Raw genomic sequence first — 26,960 nt, 5'->3', positions numbered from 1 at the left:
CCATATTTCCTGATGCCGTCTGGATCTACATGGAGGCGACGTGCCGTCACGGCGCGCTGTCATGCCCTGCTGTCGTGGAGGCGAAATGAGCAGCAGCGCCACACGCCCCATTTTTCCCTTTTCTGCCGTGACCGGCCACGAGCGCCTCAAACTTGCGCTGATGCTGGCCGCGCTGGATCCCCGACTGGGTGGTGTGCTGGTCAGTGGCCCACGAGGCACGGCCAAATCGACGCTGGCGCGCAGCCTTGCAGAGCTGATGCCCTCTCAAGGATCACGCCTGGTAACCCTGCCGCTGGGCGCCGATGAAGCGCAGCTGACCGGTACGCTGGACCTGGGGCGGGCACTGGGTGATCGGGAAGTGGCCTTTCAGCCCGGGTTGCTGGCGCGCGCCCATGAAGGCGTGCTGTATATCGATGAGATCAATCTGCTGCCCGATGCGCTGGTGGATCTGCTGCTTGATGTGGCCGCCAGCGGTATCAATCACATCGAGCGCGACGGTATCAGCCATCAGCATCCCGCGGATTTCCTGCTCATTGGGACCATGAACCCTGATGAGGGCGAACTGCGCCCGCAATTGCTGGACCGCTTCGGCCTTGCCGTACTGGATCATCCGGCACCGGATATCGAGCAGCGCCTGCAGATTGTCGAGCGCCGATTGGCCTTCGATCATGATCCCGAAGCCTTCATGGCCGCCTGGCAAAATGAGCAGTCGCAGTTGAGCGATCGACTGCAGGCTGCTCGTGAACGACTCGCAACGGTCACCCTGCCCCCCGAGCTGGCTCGCACCATTGCCATGCGCTGCGTTGAGGCCGGCGTTGAAGGCGTTCGCGCCGACCTGGCCTGGCGCCGTGGCGCGCTGGCCCATGCCGCCTGGCAGAACCGAGACACTGTAGCGCTCGAGGACATCGAGGCGCTGGCCCCACTGGTCATGGCGCACCGGGCCCCGGAATGGATGCAGGATGACATCTCCGAAGACGGCAGTGCCGGTAATAACGGGGGCGGCAGCTCCAGCGAAGGCTCAAACGACGACCCTGGAAATAATCAGGCATCCGACCAGTTACAGGGACGCTATCAGGGACGTGGCTCTCCACCCAATGCGCCAAAACGTCCGGACCTCGCCCCAGACCATGATGCCTCAAACACCCGGCCCGGGATCGACCCGCCACAGCAACTGCCTTCAGCCCACCCTGATGAGCATCATGACCCCGGACAGGACCAGGATGATCCGGGCAATGGTGACTGGGGCAGCCTGCCGGCTCGGCCAACATCGCCTGTTCTGGACAGTGCCGCCAGCGGGTTCATTCAGCTCCCGTCTGTTCAAGGACAGGTAGACCACCGGCAGGTACCGGCCTCGTTGAAAGGACGGCAAGCGCTTGGCCGCCAGCGCATCGACTGGTCCGGAAGCCTGCGCCGAGCGGCAAGCGCTCCCGGACATCCAATACCCGACTCACCGCAGGCACTGGTCCGCCAGCGCGAACGACGACGCCCGGAGAGGCTTACCTGCATCGTGCTGGATATTTCCGGTTCCAGTATGAGCCGTCACGGTGAACAACGTGCCCGGCAGCTCGAAAGAGCCATGGCGCTGGTGGAGCGGCTTGCCCGGCAGACCTATCTCGCCCGTGAACAGCTGATGCTGCTGACGCTGGGCGGTGATCATATTACCGAAGTCCTGTCCCCGCGGCGTGCCCCACGCACGGTCGCCGCCCTGCTGGCAGGGCTGCAACCGGGTGGCGGCACGCCCCTGCGGCGCGGGCTGGATCACACCCGCCAGCGCCTGACGCAGCTCAAACGTCAAAAGCCCGGGGTCACCACCAGCCTCTGGATACTGACCGATGCCCGCAGCCGCGATGATCTTGAGATCATGCCGTTTGGCTGTGAAACCCATATCGTGGACTGCGAACCCGCGGGGCAGTCGCTGGGCCGGGCACAGGAGCTGGCCACAGCGTTGGGCGCCGTCAGCCATTCCCTTGATGCCCTGATGACCAACCCCTCAAGCACGTCGCCCTCCCATTTCCATACTGCGACACCGCCCAGGAGAACCCCGTGAGTCAGCATCACGATGACGACGTTAGCTCTACCGATCAGGAGGCCGAGCGCTATCAGCAGCGCATGGCTACCAAAAAGCGCATTGTCGATGAGCGTATTGCGCAGGCCGATCAGGAGCGTGGGGTGCTGATCGTGCTCAAGGGCAACGGCAAGGGCAAAAGCAGCTCGGCCTTTGGCACCATGGCGCGCGCCCTGGGCCATGGTCAGCGCTGTGCAGTGATTCAGTTCATCAAGGGCCGACGCGCCACCGGTGAATATCTGTTTTTCAACGAACACCCGCGGGTCGATTTTCACGTCATGGGGCACGGCTTCAGCTGGGAAGTGCGCGACCCGGCGCGTGAACGCCAGGCCGCACAGGAGGCGTGGACCCTGGCAGAACGGCTGCTTCGTGATCCGCAGTACCACTTTCTGCTCTTTGACGAGCTTTCCTACATGATCAAGTACGGCTATCTCGACGCCGAACGAATCGCCCGAGCGCTCAGCGAACGCCCGGCACATCAGAACGTGATGATCACCGGGCGGACCATGGCGCGCGAGGTTCAGGAAATTGCCGATACCATCAGCGTCATTCAGGACGAGCGTCACGCCTTCCGGCTCGGCGTCAAGGCACAGGCGGGGATCGAATACTGATGGCAGATACCACGTACTGCCCGGCGCTTTTTCTCTCCGCGATGGCCTCAGGCCAGGGCAAGACCACCGTGACTGCCGCCCTGGCACGCTACCATCGCCGCCAGGGCCGCCGTGTGGTGGTCTTCAAGACCGGACCCGACTATCTCGATCCGCAGATTCTGGCGCAGGCGTCAGGTGCGCCGGTCGAACCGCTGGACCTTTGGATGTCCGGTGACGCCTTCTGCCGCGAACAGCTCTATCGCGCCGCCCTTGAAGCGGATCTGATTCTGATCGAAGGCGCGATGGGACTGTATGACGGCACGCCTTCGAGCGCCGATCTGGCGATGGCATTTGATATCCCGGTAGCCTGTGTCATCAACGCTCGCGGCATGGCGCAGACCGTGGCCGCCATTGGTCTTGGCCTGGCCCGTTACCGCCCGGAAATGACCTTTCATGGGCTAATCGCCAATGCCCTGGGCAGCGAACGACACCGGCAGCTGATCGAGGACAGCCTGCCGGACGACGTTCGACTGCTGGCCGCCATGCCCAGAGAAGAGCGCCTTGCCCTGCCCTCACGCCATCTGGGGCTGGTCCAGCCAGGCGAGCAGGAAGACCCTGACAACCTGTCCCTTGACGCCCGACTCGATGCTGCCGCCGACCTGCTTGAAGGCCAGGCGCTGACCGAGTTGCCTCCAGCGGTGGCGTTCATGCCGCAGGATATCGACACGCCGCCCCGCGCACTGGAAGGCAGACGTATCGGCGTTGCAAGAGACGCCGCCTTCAGCTTTATCTACGCCGCCAATACCCGACTGCTGGAAGCCATGGGCGCCGAGCTCTGCTGGTTTTCGCCCCTGACGGATGCGACCCTGCCGGAAGGTATCGATGCCTTGTGGCTGCCGGGCGGCTATCCGGAGCTGCACGCCGCAGCGCTGGGCACCAACCACAGCATGTGCGAAGCCATCCGACAGTTCGATATCCGCGACCTGCCCATTCTGGCCGAGTGCGGCGGCATGCTCTATCTGCAGCAGACCCTGACCGACCAGGCCGGCATCTGTCATCCCATGGCCGGCGTGCTGCCCGGCCATGGAGAAATGCGCACCAAACGCGGCTGCCAGGGCATGCAGAGCGCGCTCCTGCCGGAAGGCGAGATTCGCGGCCATGCCCATCACCACTCGCGAAGCCACGATACCCTGGAACCGATTGCGCACGGTCGGCGCGCCAGTCACCCGGCGCCGGGCGAGGCAATCTTTCGTAGAGGGCAATTGACCGCCAGCTATCTGCATCTTTTCTTCCCCTCCAATCCTGACGCCGTGGCGGCACTGCTGGGTAGACAAAAAGTGGGCGGAAAAGAAACAGCACGGGCGTCGAAAGATGCTGATCAACACCAGCCTGCCGAATGAGGCCGACTGGCCACCGATCGCGCTGGGCGTGGGCTGCCGGCGAGACTGCCCGCCGGAGGCGCTCAGGCGGCTTGCCATGACAACCCTGGCACTGGCCGGGCTGCGACCGGACCAGATCACGCTGGTGGCGACGCTGGGGGGCCGCCAGAGTGAGGCTGCCATCGCGTCACTGGCTGCAGAGTGGCACACCCCGTTGATGGCGCTACCGGCAGAAGCACTTAGAGAGAGCGAACCCGACATGAGCCATGTCAGCGACACCGTCCGTCGCGTTCATGGCGTGCCGGGGGTGGCCGAGGCCGCCGCGCTGGCCGCCATTCGCCGGCATACCGGCGCGCCTGCCCGACTGCTCGTCAGCCGCCAGCAGTGTGCCCGCGCCACCTGCGCGCTGGCCGTACCGGTCGCCACGGCGCCCACTGCCGAATAATTTCCATGAGTCAGGAGAACGTCATGACATCCATTGAGACTTCCCGTCCCGAGCTACACAAGATTCCCGCCACCGTGGTGACCGGCTTTCTCGGCAGCGGCAAGACCACCCTGCTCTCGCACCTGCTGCGCAATGCCGGCGGCAAGCGCATCGCCGTGATCGTCAATGAATTCGGCGAGCTGGATGTTGATGCCGAGCTGGTACGCAGCTGCCAGATCGAGGGCTGCGAGGAAGACGCCGTCGAGCGCGAACAGGGCGTCTTCGAGCTCGCCAACGGCTGTATTTGCTGCACCGTGGAGGAAGAGTTTTTGCCGGTGATGCAGAAGCTGGTCGAGCGGCGCGATCAGATCGATCACATCCTGATCGAAACCTCGGGACTGGCGTTGCCCAAGCCGCTGGTGCAGGCCTTCAACTGGCCGGACATCAAGCAGTTCTGCACCGTCGACAGCGTCATCACGGTCGTCGACGGCCCGGCGCTGGCTGCCGGTCGTGTGGCCTATGATCACGCGCGCATCGAAGCGCAGCGTCAGGCTGACGAGAGCCTGGATCACGACCCCAGCCTGCAGGAGCTGCTCGATGATCAGCTCGCCTCGGCGGATCTGGTGATCATCAGCAAGGGCGATGCACTGGACGATGAGGCGCGCCGGGTACTCGAACAGCAGCTGCGCGGCGAGCTGCCCGAACGGGTCAAGACGCTCTGGGCCACCCACGGCGAAGTGGATGTCGCTGCAGTCATGGGCATGCAGCTGGCCTCCGAAGCTCGGGCAGACGACATCCATACCCACCATGATGACCATCATGCCCACGGGCGCGATCACCACCATGCGCATGACGACTTCGATTCCTGCGTGATCACGCTGGGCAGCGTGGACAGCGCGACGCTGATTCCGGCGCTGGAGCAGGCGCTGGCCGAGCAGACCATCTATCGCGTCAAGGGGTTCGTTGATGTCGGCAAGCCCATGCGCCAGGTACTGCACGCCGTGGGCAATCGCCTTACCCATCACTTTGACCGCCCCTGGCGCAGCGACGAAACGCGTCAGACCCGGCTGGTGGTGATTGGCAAGGCGCTGGATCGTGACCGACTCCAGAGCATGCTGGCCGAGGCCGAGCACCACGAACGCATCAGCTGAGTTCCGAATCCGAAAGCCTTACCGCGGAGTGTGACGCATGCACCTTTTCGCCGCCCAGCCCGGCGGGTTCAGCGATGACAACGGCATTGTGGATCTTGGCCAGTCGCCCGCCGAACTGGTGATCCTGTCGGCCGCCGACAGCGCACTCGCGCTGTTGGCAACCGTCATCGAAGCCGATGAGCATGAGCGCGAGACCAGCGTTCGTCTGGCCAACTGGATGAACCTGTTAAAGCCGGCGGCGTTTGATCTCTATCGTGACCGGGTGCTTGATAGCCGCGTCGATGAGGCGCCCGAGGGTGCCCGGGTGGTGGTGCTGTCGCTGCTGGGCGGCGCCTCCTACTGGGATTATGGCCTTGAACAGCTCAAGGAGTGGGCACAACGCAGCGGTCGCACGCTGATTGTGGTGCCGGGCGAGGACGTCGAGGATGAAAGCCTGCTGGGCGCCGGTACGGTGAGTTATCAGGACGCCCATCGGGTGTGGCGCTATCTGCGTGAAGGCGGCCCGGACAATATCCGCGCCCTGCTCGACTGGCTCGATGATCGCTTCCTGAATCGTCCCAGGGCCTGGCGCGAGCCCCGCCCCCTGCCTCGGGTCGTCCTGCATGCGCCGCCGAAAGAGGCACAGGCGCCATTCTCACAGGTCACGCTGTTTGAGTGGCAGGCGCGCTGGCAGCCCGAACGCCCGGCGGCAGCACTGGTGTTCTATCGAAGCCATCTCCAGCAGGGCAATACCAGCGTCTTCGATGGGCTGATCAGCATTCTCGAAGCCGGTGGTTTCAACGTCTTGCCGGTGGCCGTGGCCTCACTCAAGGAGCGTCTGTGCCTGGACACCCTGGATGAGCTCATCGAGCAGAGTAATGCCGCCATCATGCTCAATACCACCGGCTTTGCCCTGGCCGCCAGCGCTGATGCCACACAGACAGGCTATCAACACCCCTGGACGCGCCATATTCCCATTCTGCAGCTAATCATGGTGGGTACGACGCTTGAGGACTGGCAGACCCAGCCCATGGGGCTTCGGCCACGTGACATTGCCATGCAGGTGGCCCTGCCGGAGCTGGACGGGCGCATCATCACCCGACCGATTGCCTTCAAGTCGGCGCACTATCACTCCACGCGCTGTCAGCACGATATCGTGATTCACGCGCTTCACGAGGAGCGCGCCCGATTCGTGACCGAGCTGGCACGACGCTGGGTCACACTTGCTGAAAAGCAAAATGGTGACAAGCGTGTGGCGCTGGTGCTGGCCAACTACCCTTCAAGCGATGCCCGCATCGGCAACGGCGTGGGGCTCGATACGCCGGCCTCGACGCTCAACATTCTTCTTCAATTGCGCGAAGCGGGCTACCCGGTCACCCAGGCCCTGCCCCATGACCCGACAGCGCTGATCGAGTGGCTGACGCAAACCGTCACCAACGATGCGGCGCATCTGGAGACCCGGCCTGCCGCACAGAGCCTGGCGCTGGCCGACTACGAGCAGCACTTCGCACAGCTGCCGCAGGCTTGCCAGCAGTCTGTGCTTGAGCGCTGGGGTCAGCCGGCAGATGATCCCCTGTATCGCCAGGGGCGTTTGATGATTGCCGGTATGCGGCTGGGCGAGACCTTTGTCGGCGTGCAGCCGGCGCGCGGGTTTGATATCGACCAGAATGCGGCCTATCACGACCCGGACCTGCCCCCCACCCACGGCTATCTGGCGTTCTATTTCTGGCTGCGTCATGTCTATGAGGTGGATGCCTTCGTTCACGTGGGCAAGCATGGCAATCTCGAATGGCTGCCCGGCAAGGGCACGGCGCTGTCAGACACCTGCTGGCCGGATATCGTGCTCGGCCCCATGCCCCATCTTTACCCGTTTATCGTCAACGACCCTGGTGAAGGCGCCCAGGCCAAGCGCCGCACCCAGGCCGTGATCATCGATCATCTGATGCCACCCATGACCCGGGCCGGTATCCATGATGATCTCGCCGAGCTCGAGCGACTCACCGATGAGTACTACCAGGCGCTCGGGCTTGATCAGCGCCGCGAGCGGTTCCTGCGCGAGGCGATCATCGAGCGGGTGCGCAACACCCATGTGCTCGAGGAGTTGAGTCTGTCGCCGTCGGCCGGTAGCGGTTCGCGCCCAATCATCGAGGAGGCGCTCGAAGATGATCAGACCCTGCTGGACGCGCTGGACAACTACCTCTGTGACATCAAGGAGGCCCAGATTCGTGACGGCCTGCACGTGCTGGGCGAGCTGCCGGAACACGCCTCGCTGCGCGACACCCTGATGGCGCTGGTCCGCCTGTCGCGCGGCAGCCAGCCCCATGAGCAGAGCCTGCTAAACGCGATGGCCACGGACCTGGGGCTTTTCGAGATACACGACGAGTTTGATCCGCTCGCGCTTGAGGCCTGGCTCTGGCAGGGGCCATGGCCGGACAGGCTGGCCAGCCTGGAGGCAGTTAGCTGGCGCAGTTCAGCCCATACCCGCGAGCGCCTGGAGTTGCTCGGCGCGCAGCTGATCGAGCAGTACGTTCTGTCTCCTGATGCTCCTTCACTCCTAAAGCATGACTGGCCGCAGACGCATGCCGTGATCGGTTTCATGAAGGATACGCTCCTGCCGCTGCTGTATCAGAGCGTGGAGAATGAGCTTTCGGCGCTGCTGGACGGTCTTTCGGGCAAATTCGTGCCGCCGGGCGCTAGCGGCGCGCCCAGCCGTGGCCGACTGGACACGCTGCCCACCGGGCGCAATTTCTACAGCGTCGATAGTCGCGCCATGCCGACAAAAACCGCCTGGGCGCTGGGGCAGAAATCGGCTGATGCGCTGATCATGCGCCACCTGCAGGAACACGGCGATTACCCCACCAGCCTCGGGCTCTCGGTGTGGGGTACGGCCACCATGCGCACCGGCGGTGATGACATCGCCCAGGCCTTTGCGCTGATGGGGGTGCGCCCGATCTGGGCCTCGGGTTCTCAGCGGGTGATCGATTTTGAAATCATTCCCGGCTTTCTGCTGGGCCGCCCGCGGGTGGATGTCACCCTGCGAGTGTCCGGCTTTTTCCGCGACGCCTTCCCCGGACTGATTGCGCTCTATGACAGCGCGGTGCAAAAACTCGTTGAGCTCAACGAGCCCGGCAACGGCAACACCATCGCCGCCAACGTCGAGGCCCGGCGCGAGGTGCTGCTGGCGGAAGGCGTCGATGAAGCCACGGCGCGCCGTCAGGCCGGCTTTCGCATTTTCGGCGCGCGCCCGGGCACCTTTGGCGCCGGCGTTCAGAAGCTTCTGGACAATGGCCATTGGCAGGAGGAAGCGGATCTGGCGCGTGCCTATGTCAACTGGGGCGGTTACGCCTACGGCAAGGGCATCGAGGGAGAACCGGCGATGGAAGCCTTCCAGAAACGGCTTGCAACGCTTGAAGGCATCGTCCAGAACCAGGACAACCGCGAGCATGACCTGCTCGATTCCGGCGACTACAGCCAGTTTCAGGGCGGCATGAACGTCGCGGCCCGCCAGCAGGGCGCTACACCGGCGCTCTATTTCGGTGATCATGCCAACCCGGCAAGCCCGCGCATGCGCACGTTGAAGGAAGAGCTCAACCGGGTCATGCGCTCGCGTGTGACCAACCCGAAATGGATCAGCGCCATGCAGCGCCACGGCTACAAGGGTGCCTTCGAGATGGCGGCAAGCGTCGACTATCTCTTTGCCTGGGATGCCACTACGGCGCTGGTCAGCGACTATCAGTACGAGCAGATTACCGATGCGCTGGTACTGGATGCCGACAACCAGCGTTTTTTGAACGATCACAACCCACAGGCGCTCAAGGACATGGGGGAGACATTAATGAACGCCATCTCCAGAGGATTGTGGCAATCCCCCGGGCAATATCAGGAGTGCCTGCGTGATCTGCTGCTGGCCATTGACGAGCAGGAGGAGCGCGCCTCGTGAGCCGACCCAATCATTTTCGGGCGTCCCGCACCCTGATGGTACAGGGCACCACTTCGGATGCCGGCAAGAGCGCCCTGGTCACCGCCATCTGCCGCATTCTGACGCGCCGCGGGCTGAAGGTCGCCCCGTTCAAGCCACAGAACATGGCGCTCAACAGCGCCGTGACGGTCGATGGCGGCGAGATCGGCAGGGCCCAGGCCGTGCAGGCCATGGCTGCCGAGGTGGAGGCCCATGTGGATTTCAACCCGGTGCTGCTCAAGCCCACCTGTGATCAGGGCTCTCAGGTCATCGTGGCGGGGCATGCCATCGGCCACATGAAGGCCGCCGAGTACTATGCCTATAAACCTCAACTGCTGGAGCAGGTCGTGGCCGCCCATGACCGGCTCAGCAACCGTTATGACCGGGTCGTGGTCGAAGGTGCCGGCAGCGCCGCCGAAATCAATCTGCGCGCCCATGATCTGGCCAACATGGGCTTTGCCGAGGCCGTGGACTGTCCGGTCATTCTGGTAGCCGATATCGACCGCGGCGGCGTCTTTGCCCATCTGGTCGGCACGCTGGACATCATCAGCGCCTCGGAGCGCGAACGAATCGTGGGGCTGGTCATTAACCGCTTTCGCGGTGATATTAATCTGCTCAAGCCCGGACTCGAGTGGCTCGAGGCACGCACCGGCAAACCGGTGCTGGCCGTGGTGCCCTGGCTTGAGGATCTTCACCTGGAAGCCGAGGATGGGCTGTCCCGTGCTGGTGACAGTACCGGCGCAGCGGGCGGGCTCAATATTGCGGTGATTCTGTTGCCGCGCATTAGCAACCACACCGATTTTGATGCCGTGCGCCTGCATCCGCAGGTCAACGTACGCTTTGTGCGTGACCCGAAAGAGCTTGGTGCGGCAGATCTGATTATTCTGCCCGGCAGCAAGCACGTGCGCGCCGATCTGGACTGGCTTTATGAGCGCGGCTGGTCAGCGGTGCTGGCGCGCCATCTGCGCTACGGTGGTCGAGTGATCGGGATTTGCGGCGGCTACCAGATGCTGGGTACGCGCATCGAGGACCCGGAGGGCGTGGAAGGCCCAGCCGGTGAGAGTGCGGGACTGGGCTGGCTGGATCTGGCCACGACGCTCAAGGCCACCAAGCAATTGCACCGTGTCACCGGGCACTGTCTGCTCGGTGACACGCGCGCGCCTGTCACCGGGTATGAAATTCACGTGGGGGAAAGCCTCGGTGAGGGGCTCGAACACGGCGTGTTTGCGCTCGATGATGGCCGACGGGACGGTGCGCTTTCCGAGGATGGCCGGATTCTGGGCACCTACCTGCACGGGGTGTTCGACCACCCGGCCACGCTGAACGTGCTCTTGGAATGGGCGGGGCTGGCCGCCCCGGCCCCGTTTGATTACGACGCCCACCGCATGGCCGAGATCGACCGGCTGGCCGACCACGTCGAGGCGGCCATCGACTGGTCCCGCTGGCCACTGTCGGAAGATATTCCGATATCAGCGGACCCGATCAAGGCCTGACCGGCGATCAACGCTCCGGCAGCAGGAAATTGCCCTGACTGCCGTCGCCGAGATCGGAATCCCCCTCGGAGTCATCCTTGAGTTCAATCCCGGAGACCTCCCGGCGGCTGGCTTCATCGAGCAGATACAGGATCAGCGTCGCGGCACTTTCAAACGACTGGCCGCGCGGGCGGATATTGGAGATACAGTTTCGCTCGCTGTCGCGTCGGCCGGCCCGCGGGCCCCAGGTAAAGTAGACACCTAGGCTGTCCGGCGAGCTGAGCCCCGGGCGCTCGCCGATCAACACCAGCCCCATGCGCGCGCCCAGCGCCTCGCCAATCGGATCACCGATCGCCACCCGCCCCTGCTCGACCAGTGCCACCGGCCCAACGGACCAGCCGCGCTCATCAAACGCGGGTATCAGGTGATCCAGCAGTATGGCGGCATGCTCGTGAATGGCACGAGCTGACAGCCCATCGACGAGGGCAATTGACAGATCGCACTGTTTGACGTTCATCGATGTCAACTGCTCGAGACTTTCGTCATTCAGCTGTCGCCCCAGATCGGGGCGGCGCAGATATTCGCCGCGATCACAGGCCCGGCTGTGCAGGCGAACGACCTGCTCGAAGCGCGACTCGAGCGCGTCCATCATCTGTTCGGTATCGAGCGGAAGATGCACGGCGTCGCGCGCCTGAGCATGAGCCAGCTGAAAGGCCAGATGCGGTGCAGTAGGCTGGCTGCCGCCGGCACGACCCAAACCGATCCGGGCATCGGTGTGTTCACTCAACTGCTGCCACGGGTTGGTGGTAACCGCACTTGTGGTATTTGCGTCAGTCGAGTTCTTTGTGTTGTCCGTCATGACCAAACTCCGATCATCAGGCCCGCGTCAGGGCATGGGCAAAGGGGGCCGGCAGGTGCTGGTCGACGATGATTCGGCCTTTTTGGTTGGTGATCGCCATCCGTTCAAGCCAGTCTTCAAATTCCGGCGCGGCACGCAGGCCCAGCACCTCGCGCACGTAGAGCGCGTCGTGAAAGGAGGTCGTCTGATAGTTGAGCATGATGTCGTCAGAACCGGGAATGCCCATCACATAGTTGCAGCCGGCAGCCCCCAGCAGAGTCAGCAGAACATCCATGTCATCCTGATCGGCCTCGGCGTGATTGGTGTAGCAGACATCGCAGCCCATCGGCACCCCCAGCAGCTTGCCGCAGAAATGATCCTCCAGCCCGGCCCGGGTGATCTGCTTGCCATTGAAGAGATATTCCGGGCCGATAAAGCCCACCACGGTGTTGACCAGCAGCGGTTGGAACTCGCGCGCCACCGCGTAAGCGCGCGCCTCGAGCGTTTGCTGATCGACGTCGTGGTGGCCGTTGGCTGACAGCGCACTGCCCTGCCCGGTTTCGAAATACATGACGTTGTTGCCGACCGTACCGCGTTTTAGTGACAGCGCTGCCTCCTGCCCCTCCTTGAGCAGGGCCAGATCGATGCCAAACCCCTGATTGGCGGCCTGAGTGCCGGCGATGGACTGAAAGACCAGATCGGTCGGCGCGCCGCGATTGATGGCTTCAATAGCGGTGGTGACGTGGGTGAGCACGCAGCTCTGGGTCGGAATCTCGTAGTAACTGATGATGTCATCGAGCATCTTCAAAAGCGTCACGACGGCGCCGGTATTGTCGGTGGCAGGGTTGATGCCGATCACCGCATCACCATTACCGTACAGCAACCCGTCAAGAATGCTGGCGGCAATTCCGGTGGGGTTGTCCGTCGGGTTATTGGGCTGCAGTCGGGTCGACAGCCGACCTTCCAGCCCGATCGTATTGCGAAAGGCGCTCACCACGCGGCACTTGCGCGCGACCAGTACCAGATCCTGCAGGCGCATGATTTTGGCCACGGCCGCGACCATTTCAGGCGTCAGTCCGGGTGACAGCGCCGCCAGCGCCTCGCTGTCGACCTCATGGGAAAGCAGGTGATTTCGAAACTCACCCACGCTCATGTGGGCCACACGGGCAAAGGCCGCCTTGTCATGCCCATCGATGATCAGCCGCGTGACCTCATCATCTTCATAGGGCACCAGCATCTCTTCGAGAAAGCGTGTGAGCGGTACCTCCGCCAGCGCCAGCTGGGCGGCGGCGCGTGTTTCGCTGTCGGCGGCCGCGATGCCTGCCAGCTGATCGCCGGAGCGCTCGGGCGTGGCGCAGGCCATCAGCATTTTCAGGCTTTCAAAGCGATAGCGTTTGTTGCCGACGTCATGGTAATAGCCGCTCATGCGCACCTCCGAAGCATTGTTGGTCTTGTCTCGTTGGCCTTGTCATGATGCCGACTTTCAGCATAAACGACACTGACATAGGCTGCCCAACGGGAAAATGGCGGCTGAAGAAAGCGTCACAGGCGAAACAGGCACGCCCTGGCGCACTGCGCTATGATCGGGCGCATCTCATACTCAATGCGAGAAACGCATGACGCTCACGCTACTTCTGATCGTGGTGACCTGCGCGGTCTCCCTGCCCTGCTTCAACAACCATCGTTTGATCGAGAAGCTGCTGTTCTGGCCACCGGCCGTGGCGCGCGGACAGGTTTATCGGTTTGTCACCCATGGCTTCGTGCATGCCAACGGGGCGCATCTTTTTTTCAACATGTTCACGCTCTTTTTCTTTGGTCGTGCCATCGAGCGCTTTTTTGTTTCCTATATCGGCGTAGCGGGATTTATCGGGTTTTATCTGGGCGGCATTGTCGCCGCGATCATCCCCAGCTATCTGGCGCATCGTCACGACGCGAACTATCGAAGCCTCGGCGCCTCAGGCGCTGTGTCTGCCGTGCTGTTTGCCTTCATTCTGGCCGCGCCCTGGACCACGCTCTATGTGCTGGTCATTCCGGTGCCAGCGATCGTTTTTGCCGTGATTTATACAGGCTGGTCCATTTATGCCGGCCGTCGCGGGGGCGATAACGTCAATCACAGTGCCCACCTGTGGGGCGCCGCCTACGGCGTTGTCTTTGCACTGCTCATGGAGCCGGCGCTGGGCCCTCGCTTTCTGGAACAGATTGTGGCGTTCTGACCGCCGCCAGCCATAGATGCCACAAAAAAGGCCCCTTCCATGGAAGGGGCCTTTTGCTGAATACTGTCTTCGTTATCAGGACTGCGGCTGCCAGCCGGTAGGGTCTTCACCCGGCTGATTGGTGGCCCCTCGCTCCAGACAGGACTGCATCTGATCGGCAACGGCTTCCAGCCCCTGAGTGGCCTGCAGGGGCGCGGCTTCAGCCCAGGCACCGATCGGCACGAACTGATCATTCTGCCCACTGGCTTCACCCAGCCGGTCAAAGTAGTAGTAGTTGGCTTCCGGCATGCGCTGTATTTCCAGCCGGTAGGCAATGTTACGCCCTTCATGTTGCGTCACCCCGGTCACGCCTGCCTCATCGCCTTCCCCGGGCATGGCGTTGAAGGTCATTTTCTCCTTCTGGCCGATGGGATCGCGCAGTACGCCCGTGGCCAGATTGACCTGCTGTTGCTGGACGCTGGCATCAAGGCACTGATCAAGCTGCACGGGGGTCACTTCGGTGTAGGGTCTGCGTACGGCAAAGGACCCTAGATAGTCGCCATCCACGCCCTGAACGGGATTGATTTCGCGGCTTTGCGAGACCTGATCATCCAGAACGTATTGCCCCGAAACGCATCCTGTCATCAACGTCAGAGTGGCAACGCCTATCCATGTCTTTTTCATCATCTTTTTGATCCACTTCTCATGGGTGACAGTCTGTCAGATACGTTGAGTGTAACGGATGGTGGCCCAACGGGTCTGCCTGATCGCAGGGAATCACGAAGAATAAGGATCAAGAGCACGGTAATATCTTCCAGATACACAAGGGCGGCGAGTTTTCACTCGCCGCCCTTGACGTTGCCCCGGTGTCCTTTTGACACTGCTTTTTCCCAAAAGCCGGGCCCTTGCTACCCGGAAAGAGATATGCGCATCGTTTGCGCCAGTTGACGCGTTTTCAGGCAGGCATCTGCCAGCAACAGTGGCTGGATAGCTGCGCCGTAGGTCGAGATGAATTCACCGCAATCCCTGCAACGAATTTCATCCCACTCCATGGCATCGGCTGCCACATTCAGATCCTCGCTACCACAACGATGGCAACTCATTCCCAGCATGTGAACACTCCCTGTTCAATGTCTTCCCTGATGACCGACTGCAGATCCCTTGCAGTTGAACTGTCAGCTACGCCCTTCCATGGGCGGTGTCGCTGTACAGCTCATGTACATGACTTTAGCGCGCTCGTCAGCGAGGTCAATACCTATACAATAATTAATGGCCAAAAAATTTTCCTTACCCGTATTTGTACACTGTTCGATTTCAGATGCGTGACACACCCTATTTTTTTGGACAGGCTGGCGAGAAGCGCCGTGTATCGGCAAGATAGCCTTCGACATTATTAACCGCAGCGACGACAGGGATGGATGTGACTTCAATTTTAGAGGAATACCGGCACTGGCAGCGTTTCTCCAGACAGGAAAAGCTGGATCAGGAACATCGGGGTGCCGTACAGAAGCTGGCGAAATCAGGCGCCATGGCGACACGTATGGCCGCCTCCTACAAGAGCATGGCAGAGCGGGCCGCGGCGGAAGGCGCCTGCTACCGAACGCTTTTCAGCCGTCGTCAGGACAATGGTGAGGAGCTTGCCTGCGAAGGATGGCTGTTTGTGCGCCGCGTCATCGCAGAAGGTGGCACAACGCGCGTGAGAGGCACCCTGCTTGAAACCTTCACTCTGGAACATGGCGATATTACTCCCGGGACAAGACCGGCAGTTGCCGTCACGCTGGAAATTTTTGACGAATTACTGGTCAAAAACACCATGCAACTGGGTTGTCGTGTGGACCGCAGTGACGACGACCGCGATACCCGTTTCATTACTTTTGTCGATCTTGTACGGGGCGATTTAAAGCCCCATCTGTAATCAGCTGCATCTGATTTCATCTTTCATCTTTGAAAGAAAAACGCCTGACAAGGCATGCAACAGGAGGCGCTCATGAACAATACCCCTTCACCTTATAGCCATCTGCCACTCAAGGAGATGGGTAGCGTCACCAGTATCTGTCGACCGGGGCATCACGCCGCTTCCGCGTCATTAGACATGGACAGTCCGGCACTGGCACTGCTGACCGACTTTCAGCAGGTGCGCGCATTTACAGTATCATCGCAAAGCAGTGTCGATGATGCCCTGCAGATGATGAAGCAAAATCGCATTCACATGCTGCTGGTCATTAACGACAAGGGTGAGTTTACCGGCGTCGTGAGTGCACGCATTCTTTTTGGCGGCAGTGCCGTGACGCGCGTCATGCAGGAAGGGGGGCTTTCGCGTGAGGATGTCACGGTCGACATGATCCAACTGCCACGTGAAGAGCTTCATGCCATTGATCATGAGCGCCTTGAACGCGCCACGGTAGGCGATCTGGTGCAGACGCTGAAGGCATCAGGTGATCGTCACGTATTGGTGACCGATCACGATGAAAACGGCAGCTTTCATATTCGTGGCGTAATTTCTGCTCGCGAAGTCAGCAACGCGCTGGGCATTGATCTTGATCACCCGCCAGAAGCCCATAGCTTCTCGGCCATTCGCTCGGTCGTACTGGGGCACGATCTGTAAGAAATGATGAAGCAATGGGGCTGCAGGACAGCCTCATTGCTTTCAGAAAACTTTTTTCTTTCCGAAACGGCTATTACCAGTAATTAAAATGTTCGAGAGTTTTTCTGCCTTCAAAGATAACGGTATAAAAATTGTCGCTGACAACACCGTGATTTGGCGTTACACTGCCGCCCCTCATTCGCCCGGACCGGATCCCGGGCGTCGATTTCATCGGCAAAGAAATTCTCCGTCATGACACAACAGACTGCATCACGCGCCGTCGTTATCTATTCCGGCGGCATGGACTCCTACACCGTCCTGCACCGCGCTCTACGCGAGGGTTACGACGTTCATGCCCTCTCCTTTCATTATGGCCAGCGCCATGCCCGTGAACTCGATGTTGCCAGCCAGGTCTGTCAGACCCTGGGCGTTGCTCATCAGGTCGTGGATATACGCGCCATCCATGGGCTCATTGGTGCTTCGGCCCTGACCGATGCCACCCAGCAGATGCCAAGTGCCGACTACGCCGAAGACAACATGAAGGCGACTGTCGTCCCCAATCGCAACATGATTTTGCTGTCTCTGGCCATCGGACATGCCGTTAACCTGGAAGCAGAAATCTGTTATTACGGCGCCCACGGCGGCGATCACGCCATCTATCCTGACTGCCGGCCGGAATTTGTCGCACGCATGAATGATGTTGCGGCGATTGCCAACTACACGCCGGTGGAAATACGCGCCCCTTATCTGCATGCCAGCAAGGGCGATATTCTCGCTGAAGGTCTGCAGATGGGACTCGATTATGCCCACACCTGGACCTGCTACCTGGGCGAAGCGCTGGCCTGCGGTGAATGTGGCAGCTGCCGTGAGCGCCTGCAGGCCTTTGCATCAATGGGTCTTGAGGACCCGCTGCCCTATCGCGCCCAGCCCCGTCGCACGCGGGAGGTGTAGCCATGTACAGCGTCAAGGAAGCGTTCTATACCCTGCAGGGTGAAGGCGGCCAGGCAGGTCGCGCTTCGGTATTCTGTCGTTTCACTGGGTGTAATCTCTGGTCCGGACGCGAAAAGGATCGGGCCGGCAGCATCTGCCGCTTCTGTGATACCGACTTTATCGGCACCGACGGCCAGAACGGCGGCAAGTTTCGGGAAGCTACCGAGCTGGCAGCGCACATCGAGGCGCTATGGCCAGCGCAGACGGCGCATGCCCGTCCCTACGTGGTGTTTACCGGTGGTGAGCCTCTGCTCCAACTGGATGCCGCTTTGATCGATGCCATGCATGAGCGTGGCTTTGAAATCGCGGTTGAAACCAATGGCACACTGCCGGCGCCGGAAGGTATCGACTGGCTATGCGTCAGCCCCAAGGGGCGCGCTGAACTCAAGCAACTGACAGGCAACGAGCTCAAGCTGGTCTACCCGCAGGAAGACGCCTTGCCCGAGCGCTTCATGGCGCTTGAGTTTGATCACTTTTTTCTGCAGCCCATGGATCTTGCGCCTCGTGGCGGACAAGGCAACACCATGGCAGACACGGTGGCCTACTGTATGGCAAACCCTCAGTGGCGCCTCTCCCTGCAGACACACAAGATTGCAGGTATTGATTGATGATTCTTTTCGTAAATGCCTTGAGCGCACTGGATGTTTCCATCTGGTGTCCGCAGCGCGGTTTGATCGGCGCCAGCTACCACATTGATGTCGAACTGGAAGGCGCATTGGGTGAAGACGGCATGCTGTTTGACTTTGGCGACGTCAAACCCTGGATCAAGTCACGCATTGACAGCACCGTCGACCATACCCTGCTGGTGCCCATGAAGGCACATGACATTACGGTCAGCGAGTGCAATGAGGGACTGCGTCTGCAGACACGTCACCCCTGGCCCATGGAACTACGCGCACCGCGCCAGGCTTATACACTGCTGCCCTGGCAGCAGATTACGCCTGAACGCCTGGGTGACTATCTCTCCGCAGAGCTTTCCAGACGGCCACCGGCACAGGTGGAAAAAATACGCATCACACTGCGTGAAGAGTCCCATGAGGCCGGCGGTTATACGTATAGCCATGGCCTTCGACGTCACAAGGGAAATTGCCAGCGTATTGCGCACGGCCATCGCTCGCGTCTGGCCATCTGGCATAATGGACAGCGCAGCGAAGCGCTTGAATCCCAGTGGTCACAAAGGCTGGAAGATATTTATCTGATTGATCACGCCGACCTGATCGATGCCGACAACGATATCTATCATGTCGGCTACGAATCAGCACAGGGACGCTTTTCGATACGCCTGCCTCAGGATCGCGCCGAGATTCTGCCGACACCAACCACGGTGGAACAGATCGCCAACTGGATGGCCAGGGAGATTGCCTCGCTCCACGGGGGCAGCGTACGCGTGCAGGCTTTTGAAGGGATCGACAAGGGGGCCGTGGCGACAGCTCACGGCACTCGGACGCTGACGTGACAATGGCTGATGGGTACGATCGGCTGATTGCGACGAGCCATCACGATGAGTGCCGCGCAGGCTGTGGTGCCTGTTGTATCGCACCCTCCATCAGCTCGGCCATACCCGGCATGCCTCAGGGCAAACCCGCCGGCATACGCTGCATTCAGCTTGATGACAATAATCTTTGCCGGCTTTTTGGTGATCCGCGCAGGCCAAAGGTCTGCCACACCTTTCACTTTGATCGCGAGCTTTGTGGCCAGACAAGAGGTGAGGCGCTTCACAATATCGCCTATCTCGAAGCTGGCAGTACGCCATAAAATGGATGAACCCGCCGATAGGCGGGTTCATTGCTGATGGTGTGACGCCGAACAATCAGTCCAGCCTTACCAGCATCTTGCCCTGATTGGACCCTTCAAACAGCGCCAGGAAAGCATCCGGCGTGCGCTCGAGCCCTTCTTCCACAGTTTCACGGTATTCAATGCTGCCATCAGCCACCAACGGACCTACCTGCTGATAAAACTCCTGCTCATGACCCTTGACCCATTCATGCACAATGAAGCCCTGCATGCGCAGCCGCTTGGTCAGCACGGCAGCAATGTTGGCTGGACCGGCTGAAGGCGCCGATTCGTTGTAACGTGAAATCATGCCGCATACCGCGATACGACCGAAGTCGTTCATGGCATCCAGCGCCGCCTCAAGCATCGGGCCGCCCACGTTTTCGTAATACACGTCAACACCCTGTGGCGCTGCTTCCTTCAGTGCCTTTTTAATGGCATCAGCATCCTGATGATGATCAATGGCCTTGATACCACGCGCCTCGAGCCATTCACGCTTTTCCTGGCTGCCGGCACTACCAATGACTGTACAGCCCTTTTGATGGGCAAGCTGCGCGGCCAGCGAGCCTACAGCGCCGCTGGCCGCGGAAATCAGCACGGTATCCGAGGCTTCAAGTTCAGCAACCAGTGTCAGCCCGGCCCAGGCGGTCATGCCTGGCATGCCCAGAACGCCCAGAAACGCCTGCGGCGGCACATCAATATCCGGTAAAGGCTGAACCTGGCTGCCATCAAGCTGTGCCACGTCTCTCCAGCCCCCCATGTGAACGACTCGATCGCCTTCCTTCAGGTCCTTATGACGGGACTCGATAATTTCTCCGAGCGCACCACCTTCCATCGGTTGATTCAGTTCAAAAGGCTCCACATAGGTTTTGACACCGCTCATGCGACCACGCATATACGGGTCTACCGAAAGCCAGTGATTGCGAATACGTACTTCACCATCCTTGAGCTCTGGCAGTTCTCGGCTTTCAAGCTGAAAGAGCGAGCGTTCGGGCAAGCCTTCAGGATGCTCACCGATCGTGAAATAACGTGACTGGGTCATGTAACTCTCCTGCATACCCCGGCAGGGGCACCAACAATGAAAAAGGCTCAAACACAAGGCATAAAAAAAGGTGCAACGCATGTTGCACCCCTAAAAAGATAGCAGACTATTTAATTTGTCGAGATGTCCGCATGGTTACGAATTGCATCTGTCATGACACCAATCATCTGGCCCGCCTGAGCATTCCATAGACCATCGGACAACGACGAGATCTGTTCATCACTGACATCGGTATCAACATGATCGATGGCAAAAATGACCTGCTGCCTGCCGGCACCGGCATGACCATAGCCGGGCTGCCCATCATGCGGATAGGGCATGCCAAAGGCCGCATCGATCAGCTCGGAAGAGAGCTCTCCCTGCCCATCGCGGGTAACACCGCTGACCTGGTGCCATTCAAGACCGGCAGGCGTCTCACCGCGCTCAAGGGCGGCCAGCGTCTGTTCGGCCTGCTCGGCAAGTAACCGGCGCCGCTTTTCCTCAAGCGCTGAATGCCTTGCCTGGTCACGCACGTCATCCAGCGCCAGCGTGGCTGCCGGACGATGTTCGGTGACACGCACGACCACGCGGCGATCCTGGCCCAGCTCTACAGGTTCGCTGTTGTAGCCATTCTTGAGGACATCTTCACTAAAGGCAGCATCCATGATGCCTGCTTCACCCAGCACGGCATCATCACCTTCAAACTGATCATCACGTGATACCCAATCCGTACGCTGCAGCGGCAGGTTCAGACGCTCGGCAACACCTTCAAGATCATCAGCTGAAAAGCTTTCGTCACTAAGCTGCTGTGAAAGCTGCTGGAAACGCTCATCGCGCTGCCCCTGTCGAACCTCGCGGCTCAACTCTTCACGCATGTCATCGAAACTCTGGATATCGATGTTATCAACACGAATGACATGGAAAACGCCGTCGCTTTCCACACCCTGCGATACTTCGCCCGGTGACATGGATGCCACGGTCTCATCAAAGGGCTGACCAAAAATACCTTCGCTGACCGTGCCCATGCGGCCTCCCTGATCAGCGCTTGAAGGATCATCAGAGTACTGTTTTGCCAATGCAGCGAAATCCTCGCCTTTCTGCAGACGCGCTTCGATGTCGTTTACGCGCTCTTGTGCCTCTGCTCGTGTACGCTCATCACCAAAGGTGACCACGATATCCGACACTTCACGTGGCGCCGTGGAACGATGCTGTTCGTAGCGCTGACGAAGCTGCTGCTCATCAATGGGTTGATCATCATCGGCCAGCTGACGTCGATCGAGCACAACATATTCGAGCCTGACCTCTTCAGGACGCTGATAGTCCTGCTGATGTGCGTCATACCATGCCTTTACGTCTTCATCACTGACGCTTACCGGCTGTTCGAGCGAGTCTTCGTCAAGCATGGCATAACGAAAATCCCGCTTCTGATAGCGAAGCTCTGCCAGACGTCTGGCTTCTGAAGGCAGCACAAAGGTGCCTGAAATCAGTCCGTTTTGAAGCTGCTGGGTCAGCATGTCTTCCTGAAGCTGACGACGGAATTCTTCAGCGCTATAGCCTGCGCTCGCAAGCCTTCTCTGGAACAGTTCGGCAGAAAAGTGACCGTTACTGTCCTGAAACTCCTGCCGATTGACCAGCAGTTGATCAACCTGCTGATCCGAAAAGCTCATGCCGCCATCGCGAGCATATTGCTCCATGGCCATGCGGGTAATCAGGGAGTCCAGGATGGCCCGTCGCGCTTCGCTCTGCTGTTCGGGAGGAACGCGGCCGGAACGTACTGCCCGTTGAACTTCGATATCCAGGGTCTGACGGCTGATTTTCTCACCATTGACGGAAGCCGCTTCGTCACGCTGGCTACCATTGAAATAGCTCAGCAGTGACTCTGCGCCAAATAGCGTAAATGTCAGCGCGATCAGAGCCACTATTATTCTGGCGATCCAGCCCTGTGCCCGATCTCTGATCTTTTGCAGCATGCAGCAGGCCCTTGAAATTAATGGAGGATGAATGGGTTTGGCGAAGGATTATAACGACACATGGCGCAAACCGACACGCTATAAGTCGAGATCGGACTGAAGGTGTGATTAGCATGACCAGGTTGCATAAAAAAACGCATCGTTTTCACGATGCGTTTATCTCATACAGGGAAGGTATCTTGAACACACACCTTCCATTGCAGTAGCACAGCTATCAGTTGACAGCGTCCTTCAGTGCCTTGCCTGCCTTGAAGCTGGGCACGTTGGCAGCACTGATTTCAATGGTCTTGCCAGTCTGCGGGTTACGACCGGTACGTGCAGCCCGCTCCTTGATGCTGAATGTTCCGAAACCTACCAGTGCCACGGAATCACCCTGCTTAAGGCTATCGGTAACGGAATCGATCATGGCATCGAGAGCCCGACCGGCCGCTGCCTTGGGAATATCTGCAGAAGCAGCAATAGCCTCAATCAGCTCGGATTTATTCACTCTTCACCCCTTGACTATAACAATCGTTGCTAGGATTAAGCGCGGCAATCGAACAGCATACGCAATCATAACGAGCCGCATTTTATATCAACGACCATAAATACCGTCAAGCAATGTTAGCAACAAAGCCCGTCATTTCAGGCTTTGTTGCCAGACATTTTAAAAAAAATGCTAATGCGTATTTACAGACGCCTGCGAAGTATTTTTTTCTTCTACCCGCTTGTCTTCAAAATCATCATCACTCTTTTGAACCAGAGCAATATCCAGAACTTCATCGATCCAGCGGACGGGCCTGATGTCAAGAGCATCCTTGATAGTGTCAGGGACTTCCTTGAGATCGCGGCGATTTTCTTCGGGGATAAGTGCAATCTTTATACCACTGCGACGGGCAGCCAGCAATTTCTCCTTGAGCCCCCCGATCGGCATCACTTCGCCACGAAGATTGACCTCGCCGGTCATGGCAACATCAGCGCGTACGGCCCGATTGGTGTAGGCCGATACCATAGCCGTCACCATGGCAATACCGGCACTTGGGCCATCCTTGGGCGTTGCCCCTTCAGGCACGTGAATGTGAAGATCTTCCTTCTCGAACCGTTCCGGATCTATCTCAAGCAGCGCTGCGCGTGAACGTACCACCGTATGAGCAGCACTGACCGACTCCTTCATGACGTCGCCCAGAGAGCCGGTCTTGTTGACCCTTCCCTTGCCTGGCGTCACCACCGATTCGATATTGAGGATCTCCCCACCAACGGAAGTCCACGCCAGACCGGTGACTCGACCTACCTGGTGTGCCTCATCTACCAGACCGTAACTAAAGCGCCTCACACCAGCATAGCGCTCGATATCGGCGGCTTCCAGTTGCTGTGCAGCAACACTCTTGCCCTGTGCTGCTTCGCTACCAATACGTTCGCGCAGCACCTTTCGCGCTACCTTGGCAATCTGACGCTCTAGTTCACGAACCCCGGCTTCACGCGTGTAGTAACGGATCAGCTCAAGAAGGGCTTCGTCTGTCAGTACCAGCTCATCCTTTCGCAGGCCATTGGCCTTGAGCTGCTTCGGCGCCAGATAGCGTCGGGCGATCCCCAGCTTCTCGTCTTCGGTATATCCCGGAATGCGGATCACTTCCATCCGGTCCAGAAGTGGCCCGGGAATATTCATCGAGTTCGCGGTGCAAATGAACATGACATCCGACAGGTCGTAGTCAAGCTCCAGATAGTGATCGCTGAACTTGTCGTTTTGTTCAGGATCCAGCACTTCAAGCAGTGCTGAAGAAGGATCGCCCCGATGATCCATTCCTACCTTGTCAATTTCATCAAGCAGAAAGAGCGGGTTGCGAACACCCGTTTTGCTCATGCGCTGCAGCACCTTGCCAGGCATGGAACCGATATAGGTACGGCGATGGCCACGAATCTCGGACTCATCACGTACGCCACCCAGTGCCAGGCGCGTGTACTTGCGATTGGTAGCTCGCGCAATGGACTGACCCAGTGAAGTCTTGCCCACACCCGGCGGACCGACCAGACACAGTACCGGGCCCTTGAGCTTGCGCACCCGCTTTTGAACGGCAAGGTAATCAAGGATGCGCTCCTTGACCTCTTCCAGGCCATAGTGGTCCTCTTCCAGGACCTGTTCGGCATGGCTGATGTCATGACGAACGCGTGTACGCTTTTTCCAGGGTACAGCCAGAATCCAGTCAAGATAGGAACGCACAACCGTTGCTTCAGCAGAAGCCGGCGCCATCATCTTGAGCTTGTTGAGCTCCTGACGGGCCTTTTCCTCCGCCTCGGCCGACATGCCCGATTCAGCAATCTTCTGCTCGTATTGATCCGCTTCGTTGGGCGTATTTTCAAGCTCACCCATTTCCTTCTGGATGGCTTTCATCTGTTCGTTGAGGTAGTACTCGCGCTGGGATTTCTCCATTTGCTCCTTGACCCTGGAGCGAATGCGCTTTTCCACCTGCAGGAGATCAATTTCAGATTCGATCAGCGTCATCAAATGCTCAACGCGATCGCGTACCTTGTCCATTTCCAGCAGCGATTGCTTGTCGCCAATTTCAAGGGAAAGGTGGGCACTGATGGTATCAACCAACCGGCTGGCATCCTCAATACCCTGAAGTGAGCTCAGCACCTCGTTGGGCACCTTGCGCGACAGCTTTACATACTGCTCAAACTGATCCAGCAGAACGCGTACCAGGGATTCCTGCTCACGCTCGCTTAGAGGCTCGCTTTCCCGAAGTGTGATCGTGGCTGTCGGATAGCCATTTTCACTATTGTCATCGTTGATGTGATCAATATCGGCACGCGAGCTGCCTTCAATGAGCACCTTGACAGTACCATCCGGCAGGCGAAGCAGCTGCATCACACTGGCAATGGTCCCGATATCAAAAAGATCCTCGATCTCGGGATTATCCTGACCGGCGTCACGCTGAGCGACCAGCAACACCTGTTTGTCCGATTCCATGGCCGCTTCGAGGGCACGAATCGATTTCTCGCGACCCACGAACAGCGGTATGACCATCTGCGGGTAAACGACAACATCTCGCAGTGGCAACAGGGGTATGTTTAACGTCTGTGCGGGGTTACGCTCCATCGCAGACAACCTCGAATCTTATGTGTGGGCCGCAGGAAGCGACTTTGATGGCATCAATATGGGGATGACGGCAGGAAATACAACCGCTTACCGGGCAGGGGTTCTGCATATGACTGGGGGGCCATGACGGCCCCCCAATCATCAATCAGCTTACTGGCTACCGATCGTCGCCGACTACCAGCTTGCTTTCCTGCTGGTTGGCATAGATCAGCAAGGGCTTGCTGTCACCATTGATGACGGTTTCATCAATGACCACCTTGACGACATTCTCTGCGGAAGGAATTTCATACATGGTATCCAGAAGTACGGATTCCAGTATTGAACGAAGACCGCGAGCACCTGTTCTTCTTACCATCGCCTTGTTGGCAACGGCTCTGAGTGCATCTTCACGAAAGTCCAGCTCAACGCCTTCCATTTCAAATAGACGTACATACTGACGTACAAGAGAATTCTTGGGTTCGGTCAGAATCTGAATCAGCGCCTGCTCATCGAGCTCGTTGAGCGTTGCAATTACCGGCAGACGACCAACAAACTCCGGGATCAGACCGTACTTGACCAAATCCTCGGGCTCCACGCTGGCCAGAATATCGCCCACGCCCTTGTTGGTATCCTTGCTCTTGACGACAGCATTGAACCCAATGCCACCACGCTCGGCACGATCACTGATAACCTTGTCCAAACCAGCAAAGGCACCACCCACAATGAAGAGGATATTGCCGGTATCTACCTGCAAAAACTCCTGCTGAGGATGCTTGCGGCCACCCTGTGGAGGGACAGATGCTGTCGTACCCTCGATCAGCTTGAGAAGCGCCTGCTGAACGCCTTCACCGGATACATCACGGGTAATGGACGGATTGTCCGACTTGCGGGAAATCTTGTCGATTTCGTCGATATAGACAATGCCGCGCTGGGCCTTCTCTACATCGTAATCGCATTTCTGCAGGAGTTTCTGAATGATGTTCTCGACATCTTCACCTACATAGCCGGCTTCTGTCAGCGTTGTAGCATCAGCAATGGTAAAGGGCACATTCAACAGACGAGCCATGGTTTCCGCCAATAGCGTTTTGCCGCTACCGGTAGGACCAATCAGCAAAATATTGCTTTTGCCAAGCTCGACGTGGTCATCACCCTTGTGCTGACCCACTTTCAAACGCTTGTAATGATTATAAACAGCAACGGAAAGCACCATCTTGGCGCGATCCTGGCCGATGACATAATCGTCAAGCGTATTGCGAATTTCCCGCGGAGCAGGAAGACGCTCGTCGTCGGAAGACGCTTCGGACTCCACGACCTCTTCGCGAATGATGTCGTTGCATAGATCAACACATTCATCGCAGATGTAAACAGAGGGTCCAGCGATCAGCTTGCGTACTTCATTCTGATTCTTGCCACAAAATGAGCAGTAAAGCAGCTTGCCGCCTTCGTCCTTGCCTTTGCCGTCAGCCATTCGCGTACCTCTTGAAGATAGCGGCGCGTTGGCACGCCATCATGGTCAAAC

At 59.1% G+C, this 26,960-nt stretch carries 23 protein-coding genes; 14 read left to right on the top strand and 9 right to left on the bottom strand.

Features of this window, described 5'->3' with window-relative positions; all coding sequences use genetic code 11:
• Positions 1-85: 85 nt before the first annotated feature.
• From IE123_RS04700 to IE123_RS04670, 7 genes are read left to right on the top strand one after another with little or no spacing between them, the layout of a single operon-like run.
• Complete coding sequence (locus IE123_RS04700; protein ID WP_189515502.1) at positions 86-2,047, top strand: AAA family ATPase; 1,962 nt, start codon at positions 86-88, stop codon at positions 2,045-2,047.
• On the top strand, positions 2,044-2,676 hold the full coding sequence (gene cobO / locus IE123_RS04695) for a cob(I)yrinic acid a,c-diamide adenosyltransferase (RefSeq protein WP_229819593.1): 633 nt from the start codon (positions 2,044-2,046) through the stop codon (positions 2,674-2,676). The genes IE123_RS04700 and cobO overlap by 4 nt, the downstream gene beginning before the upstream one ends.
• On the top strand, positions 2,676-4,055 hold the full coding sequence (locus IE123_RS04690; RefSeq protein ID WP_189515500.1) for a cobyrinic acid a,c-diamide synthase CobB: 1,380 nt from the start codon (positions 2,676-2,678) through the stop codon (positions 4,053-4,055). Before cobO ends, IE123_RS04690 begins: the two co-directional genes overlap by 1 nt.
• Positions 4,027-4,479, top strand: coding sequence for a cobalamin biosynthesis protein (locus tag IE123_RS04685; protein WP_189515498.1), 453 nt, complete (start codon positions 4,027-4,029; stop codon positions 4,477-4,479). The genes IE123_RS04690 and IE123_RS04685 overlap by 29 nt, the downstream gene beginning before the upstream one ends.
• Positions 4,480-4,502: 23 nt before the next feature.
• The gene (cobW, locus tag IE123_RS04680) at positions 4,503-5,609 is read left to right on the top strand and encodes a cobalamin biosynthesis protein CobW (RefSeq protein ID WP_189515496.1); all 1,107 of its coding nucleotides are present in this window, start codon (positions 4,503-4,505) and stop codon (positions 5,607-5,609) included.
• A 37-nt stretch (positions 5,610-5,646) separates the two neighbouring features.
• The gene (cobN, locus tag IE123_RS04675; protein WP_189515494.1) at positions 5,647-9,528 is read left to right on the top strand and encodes a cobaltochelatase subunit CobN; all 3,882 of its coding nucleotides are present in this window, start codon (positions 5,647-5,649) and stop codon (positions 9,526-9,528) included.
• A 35-nt stretch (positions 9,529-9,563) separates the two neighbouring features.
• Positions 9,564-11,039 (top strand): cobyric acid synthase, encoded by a 1,476-nt coding sequence (locus tag IE123_RS04670; protein WP_189515937.1) that lies wholly within the window; start codon positions 9,564-9,566, stop codon positions 11,037-11,039.
• 7 nt (positions 11,040-11,046) lie between these two features.
• On the opposite strand, the gene eutC is transcribed toward IE123_RS04670, so the two are convergent.
• Together eutC and IE123_RS04660 are read right to left on the bottom strand one after the other, a co-directional pair.
• On the bottom strand, positions 11,047-11,877 hold the full coding sequence (gene eutC / locus IE123_RS04665) for an ethanolamine ammonia-lyase subunit EutC (protein ID WP_189515493.1): 831 nt from the start codon (positions 11,875-11,877) through the stop codon (positions 11,047-11,049).
• Between the two features lie 16 nt (positions 11,878-11,893).
• On the bottom strand, positions 11,894-13,282 hold the full coding sequence (locus tag IE123_RS04660) for an ethanolamine ammonia-lyase subunit EutB (RefSeq protein WP_189515492.1): 1,389 nt from the start codon (positions 13,280-13,282) through the stop codon (positions 11,894-11,896).
• 190 nt (positions 13,283-13,472) lie between these two features.
• Between IE123_RS04660 and IE123_RS04655 the strand changes: the two genes are divergently transcribed.
• On the top strand, positions 13,473-14,069 hold the full coding sequence (locus IE123_RS04655) for a rhomboid family intramembrane serine protease (protein ID WP_189515491.1): 597 nt from the start codon (positions 13,473-13,475) through the stop codon (positions 14,067-14,069).
• Between the two features lie 75 nt (positions 14,070-14,144).
• On the opposite strand, the gene IE123_RS04650 is transcribed toward IE123_RS04655, so the two are convergent.
• Together IE123_RS04650 and IE123_RS04645 are read right to left on the bottom strand one after the other, a co-directional pair.
• Positions 14,145-14,735 carry a hypothetical protein gene (locus IE123_RS04650; RefSeq protein WP_189515490.1) on the bottom strand — a complete coding sequence of 197 codons (591 nt, stop codon included), beginning with the start codon at positions 14,733-14,735 and terminating at the stop codon, positions 14,145-14,147.
• 221 nt (positions 14,736-14,956) lie between these two features.
• Complete coding sequence (locus tag IE123_RS04645) at positions 14,957-15,160, bottom strand: hypothetical protein (protein WP_189515489.1); 204 nt, start codon at positions 15,158-15,160, stop codon at positions 14,957-14,959.
• Positions 15,161-15,462: 302 nt separating this feature from the next.
• Here IE123_RS04645 and IE123_RS04640 point away from each other — a divergent pair, with 302 nt between their 5' ends.
• From IE123_RS04640 to IE123_RS04615, 6 genes are all read left to right on the top strand, one after another.
• Positions 15,463-15,963 carry a hypothetical protein gene (locus IE123_RS04640; RefSeq protein ID WP_189515487.1) on the top strand — a complete coding sequence of 167 codons (501 nt, stop codon included), beginning with the start codon at positions 15,463-15,465 and terminating at the stop codon, positions 15,961-15,963.
• Between the two features lie 72 nt (positions 15,964-16,035).
• The gene (locus IE123_RS04635; protein WP_189515485.1) at positions 16,036-16,653 is read left to right on the top strand and encodes a CBS domain-containing protein; all 618 of its coding nucleotides are present in this window, start codon (positions 16,036-16,038) and stop codon (positions 16,651-16,653) included.
• 231 nt (positions 16,654-16,884) lie between these two features.
• Entirely contained in the window at positions 16,885-17,583 is a 699-nt protein-coding gene (gene queC / locus IE123_RS04630; RefSeq protein WP_189515483.1) for a 7-cyano-7-deazaguanine synthase QueC, read from the top strand.
• 2 nt (positions 17,584-17,585) lie between these two features.
• The gene (queE, locus tag IE123_RS04625) at positions 17,586-18,230 is read left to right on the top strand and encodes a 7-carboxy-7-deazaguanine synthase (protein WP_189515481.1); all 645 of its coding nucleotides are present in this window, start codon (positions 17,586-17,588) and stop codon (positions 18,228-18,230) included.
• Positions 18,230-19,078, top strand: coding sequence for a 6-pyruvoyl trahydropterin synthase family protein (locus IE123_RS04620; RefSeq protein ID WP_189515479.1), 849 nt, complete (start codon positions 18,230-18,232; stop codon positions 19,076-19,078). Before queE ends, IE123_RS04620 begins: the two co-directional genes overlap by 1 nt.
• Before the next feature lie 2 nt (positions 19,079-19,080).
• Positions 19,081-19,377 (top strand): YkgJ family cysteine cluster protein, encoded by a 297-nt coding sequence (locus IE123_RS04615; protein WP_189515935.1) that lies wholly within the window; start codon positions 19,081-19,083, stop codon positions 19,375-19,377.
• Positions 19,378-19,432: 55 nt separating this feature from the next.
• Here the strand turns inward: IE123_RS04615 and IE123_RS04610 are convergent, their stop codons facing one another.
• The 5 genes from IE123_RS04610 to clpX all read right to left on the bottom strand — a co-directional run bounded on the left by IE123_RS04610 (position 19,433) and on the right by clpX (position 26,909).
• Positions 19,433-20,437, bottom strand: a complete 1,005-nt coding sequence (locus IE123_RS04610; protein WP_229819592.1) for an NADP-dependent oxidoreductase — start codon at positions 20,435-20,437, stop codon at positions 19,433-19,435.
• A gap of 110 nt (positions 20,438-20,547) precedes the next feature.
• Positions 20,548-22,386, bottom strand: coding sequence for a SurA N-terminal domain-containing protein (locus IE123_RS04605; protein ID WP_189515474.1), 1,839 nt, complete (start codon positions 22,384-22,386; stop codon positions 20,548-20,550).
• Positions 22,387-22,600: 214 nt separating this feature from the next.
• Positions 22,601-22,873, bottom strand: coding sequence for a nucleoid-associated protein HU-beta (hupB, locus tag IE123_RS04600; RefSeq protein WP_086622767.1), 273 nt, complete (start codon positions 22,871-22,873; stop codon positions 22,601-22,603).
• Between the two features lie 171 nt (positions 22,874-23,044).
• Entirely contained in the window at positions 23,045-25,462 is a 2,418-nt protein-coding gene (lon, locus tag IE123_RS04595) for an endopeptidase La (RefSeq protein WP_189515472.1), read from the bottom strand.
• Positions 25,463-25,619: 157 nt separating this feature from the next.
• Positions 25,620-26,909 carry an ATP-dependent Clp protease ATP-binding subunit ClpX gene (gene clpX / locus IE123_RS04590; RefSeq protein ID WP_189515470.1) on the bottom strand — a complete coding sequence of 430 codons (1,290 nt, stop codon included), beginning with the start codon at positions 26,907-26,909 and terminating at the stop codon, positions 25,620-25,622.
• Positions 26,910-26,960 lie beyond the last annotated feature (51 nt).

It is taken from the genome of Kushneria pakistanensis (genome assembly GCF_014652795.1).
In the GTDB taxonomy this organism is placed as follows: domain Bacteria; phylum Pseudomonadota; class Gammaproteobacteria; order Pseudomonadales; family Halomonadaceae; genus Kushneria; species Kushneria pakistanensis.
This window is presented reverse-complemented; position numbering and strand designations above follow the sequence as displayed.

Excerpts from the sequence above, each read along its gene's own strand:
- IE123_RS04700 (WP_189515502.1), top strand. The coding sequence starts at position 86 with ATGAGCAGCAGCGCCACACGCCCCATTTTTCCCTTTTCTGCCGTGACC.
- IE123_RS04690 (WP_189515500.1), top strand. The coding sequence starts at position 2,676 with ATGGCAGATACCACGTACTGCCCGGCGCTTTTTCTCTCCGCGATGGCC.
- IE123_RS04685 (WP_189515498.1), top strand. The coding sequence starts at position 4,027 with ATGCTGATCAACACCAGCCTGCCGAATGAGGCCGACTGGCCACCGATC.
- cobW (WP_189515496.1), top strand. The coding sequence starts at position 4,503 with ATGACATCCATTGAGACTTCCCGTCCCGAGCTACACAAGATTCCCGCC.
- cobN (WP_189515494.1), top strand. The coding sequence starts at position 5,647 with ATGCACCTTTTCGCCGCCCAGCCCGGCGGGTTCAGCGATGACAACGGC.
- IE123_RS04670 (WP_189515937.1), top strand. The coding sequence starts at position 9,564 with ATGGTACAGGGCACCACTTCGGATGCCGGCAAGAGCGCCCTGGTCACC.
- eutC (WP_189515493.1), bottom strand. The coding sequence starts at position 11,877 with ATGACGGACAACACAAAGAACTCGACTGACGCAAATACCACAAGTGCG.
- IE123_RS04660 (WP_189515492.1), bottom strand. The coding sequence starts at position 13,282 with ATGAGCGGCTATTACCATGACGTCGGCAACAAACGCTATCGCTTTGAA.
- IE123_RS04655 (WP_189515491.1), top strand. The coding sequence starts at position 13,473 with ATGACGCTCACGCTACTTCTGATCGTGGTGACCTGCGCGGTCTCCCTG.
- IE123_RS04650 (WP_189515490.1), bottom strand. The coding sequence starts at position 14,735 with ATGATGAAAAAGACATGGATAGGCGTTGCCACTCTGACGTTGATGACA.
- IE123_RS04645 (WP_189515489.1), bottom strand. The coding sequence starts at position 15,160 with ATGCTGGGAATGAGTTGCCATCGTTGTGGTAGCGAGGATCTGAATGTG.
- IE123_RS04640 (WP_189515487.1), top strand. The coding sequence starts at position 15,463 with ATGGATGTGACTTCAATTTTAGAGGAATACCGGCACTGGCAGCGTTTC.
- IE123_RS04635 (WP_189515485.1), top strand. The coding sequence starts at position 16,036 with ATGAACAATACCCCTTCACCTTATAGCCATCTGCCACTCAAGGAGATG.
- queC (WP_189515483.1), top strand. The coding sequence starts at position 16,885 with ATGACACAACAGACTGCATCACGCGCCGTCGTTATCTATTCCGGCGGC.
- queE (WP_189515481.1), top strand. The coding sequence starts at position 17,586 with ATGTACAGCGTCAAGGAAGCGTTCTATACCCTGCAGGGTGAAGGCGGC.
- IE123_RS04620 (WP_189515479.1), top strand. The coding sequence starts at position 18,230 with ATGATTCTTTTCGTAAATGCCTTGAGCGCACTGGATGTTTCCATCTGG.
- IE123_RS04615 (WP_189515935.1), top strand. The coding sequence starts at position 19,081 with ATGGCTGATGGGTACGATCGGCTGATTGCGACGAGCCATCACGATGAG.
- IE123_RS04610 (WP_229819592.1), bottom strand. The coding sequence starts at position 20,437 with ATGACCCAGTCACGTTATTTCACGATCGGTGAGCATCCTGAAGGCTTG.
- IE123_RS04605 (WP_189515474.1), bottom strand. The coding sequence starts at position 22,386 with ATGCTGCAAAAGATCAGAGATCGGGCACAGGGCTGGATCGCCAGAATA.
- lon (WP_189515472.1), bottom strand. The coding sequence starts at position 25,462 with ATGGAGCGTAACCCCGCACAGACGTTAAACATACCCCTGTTGCCACTG.
- clpX (WP_189515470.1), bottom strand. The coding sequence starts at position 26,909 with ATGGCTGACGGCAAAGGCAAGGACGAAGGCGGCAAGCTGCTTTACTGC.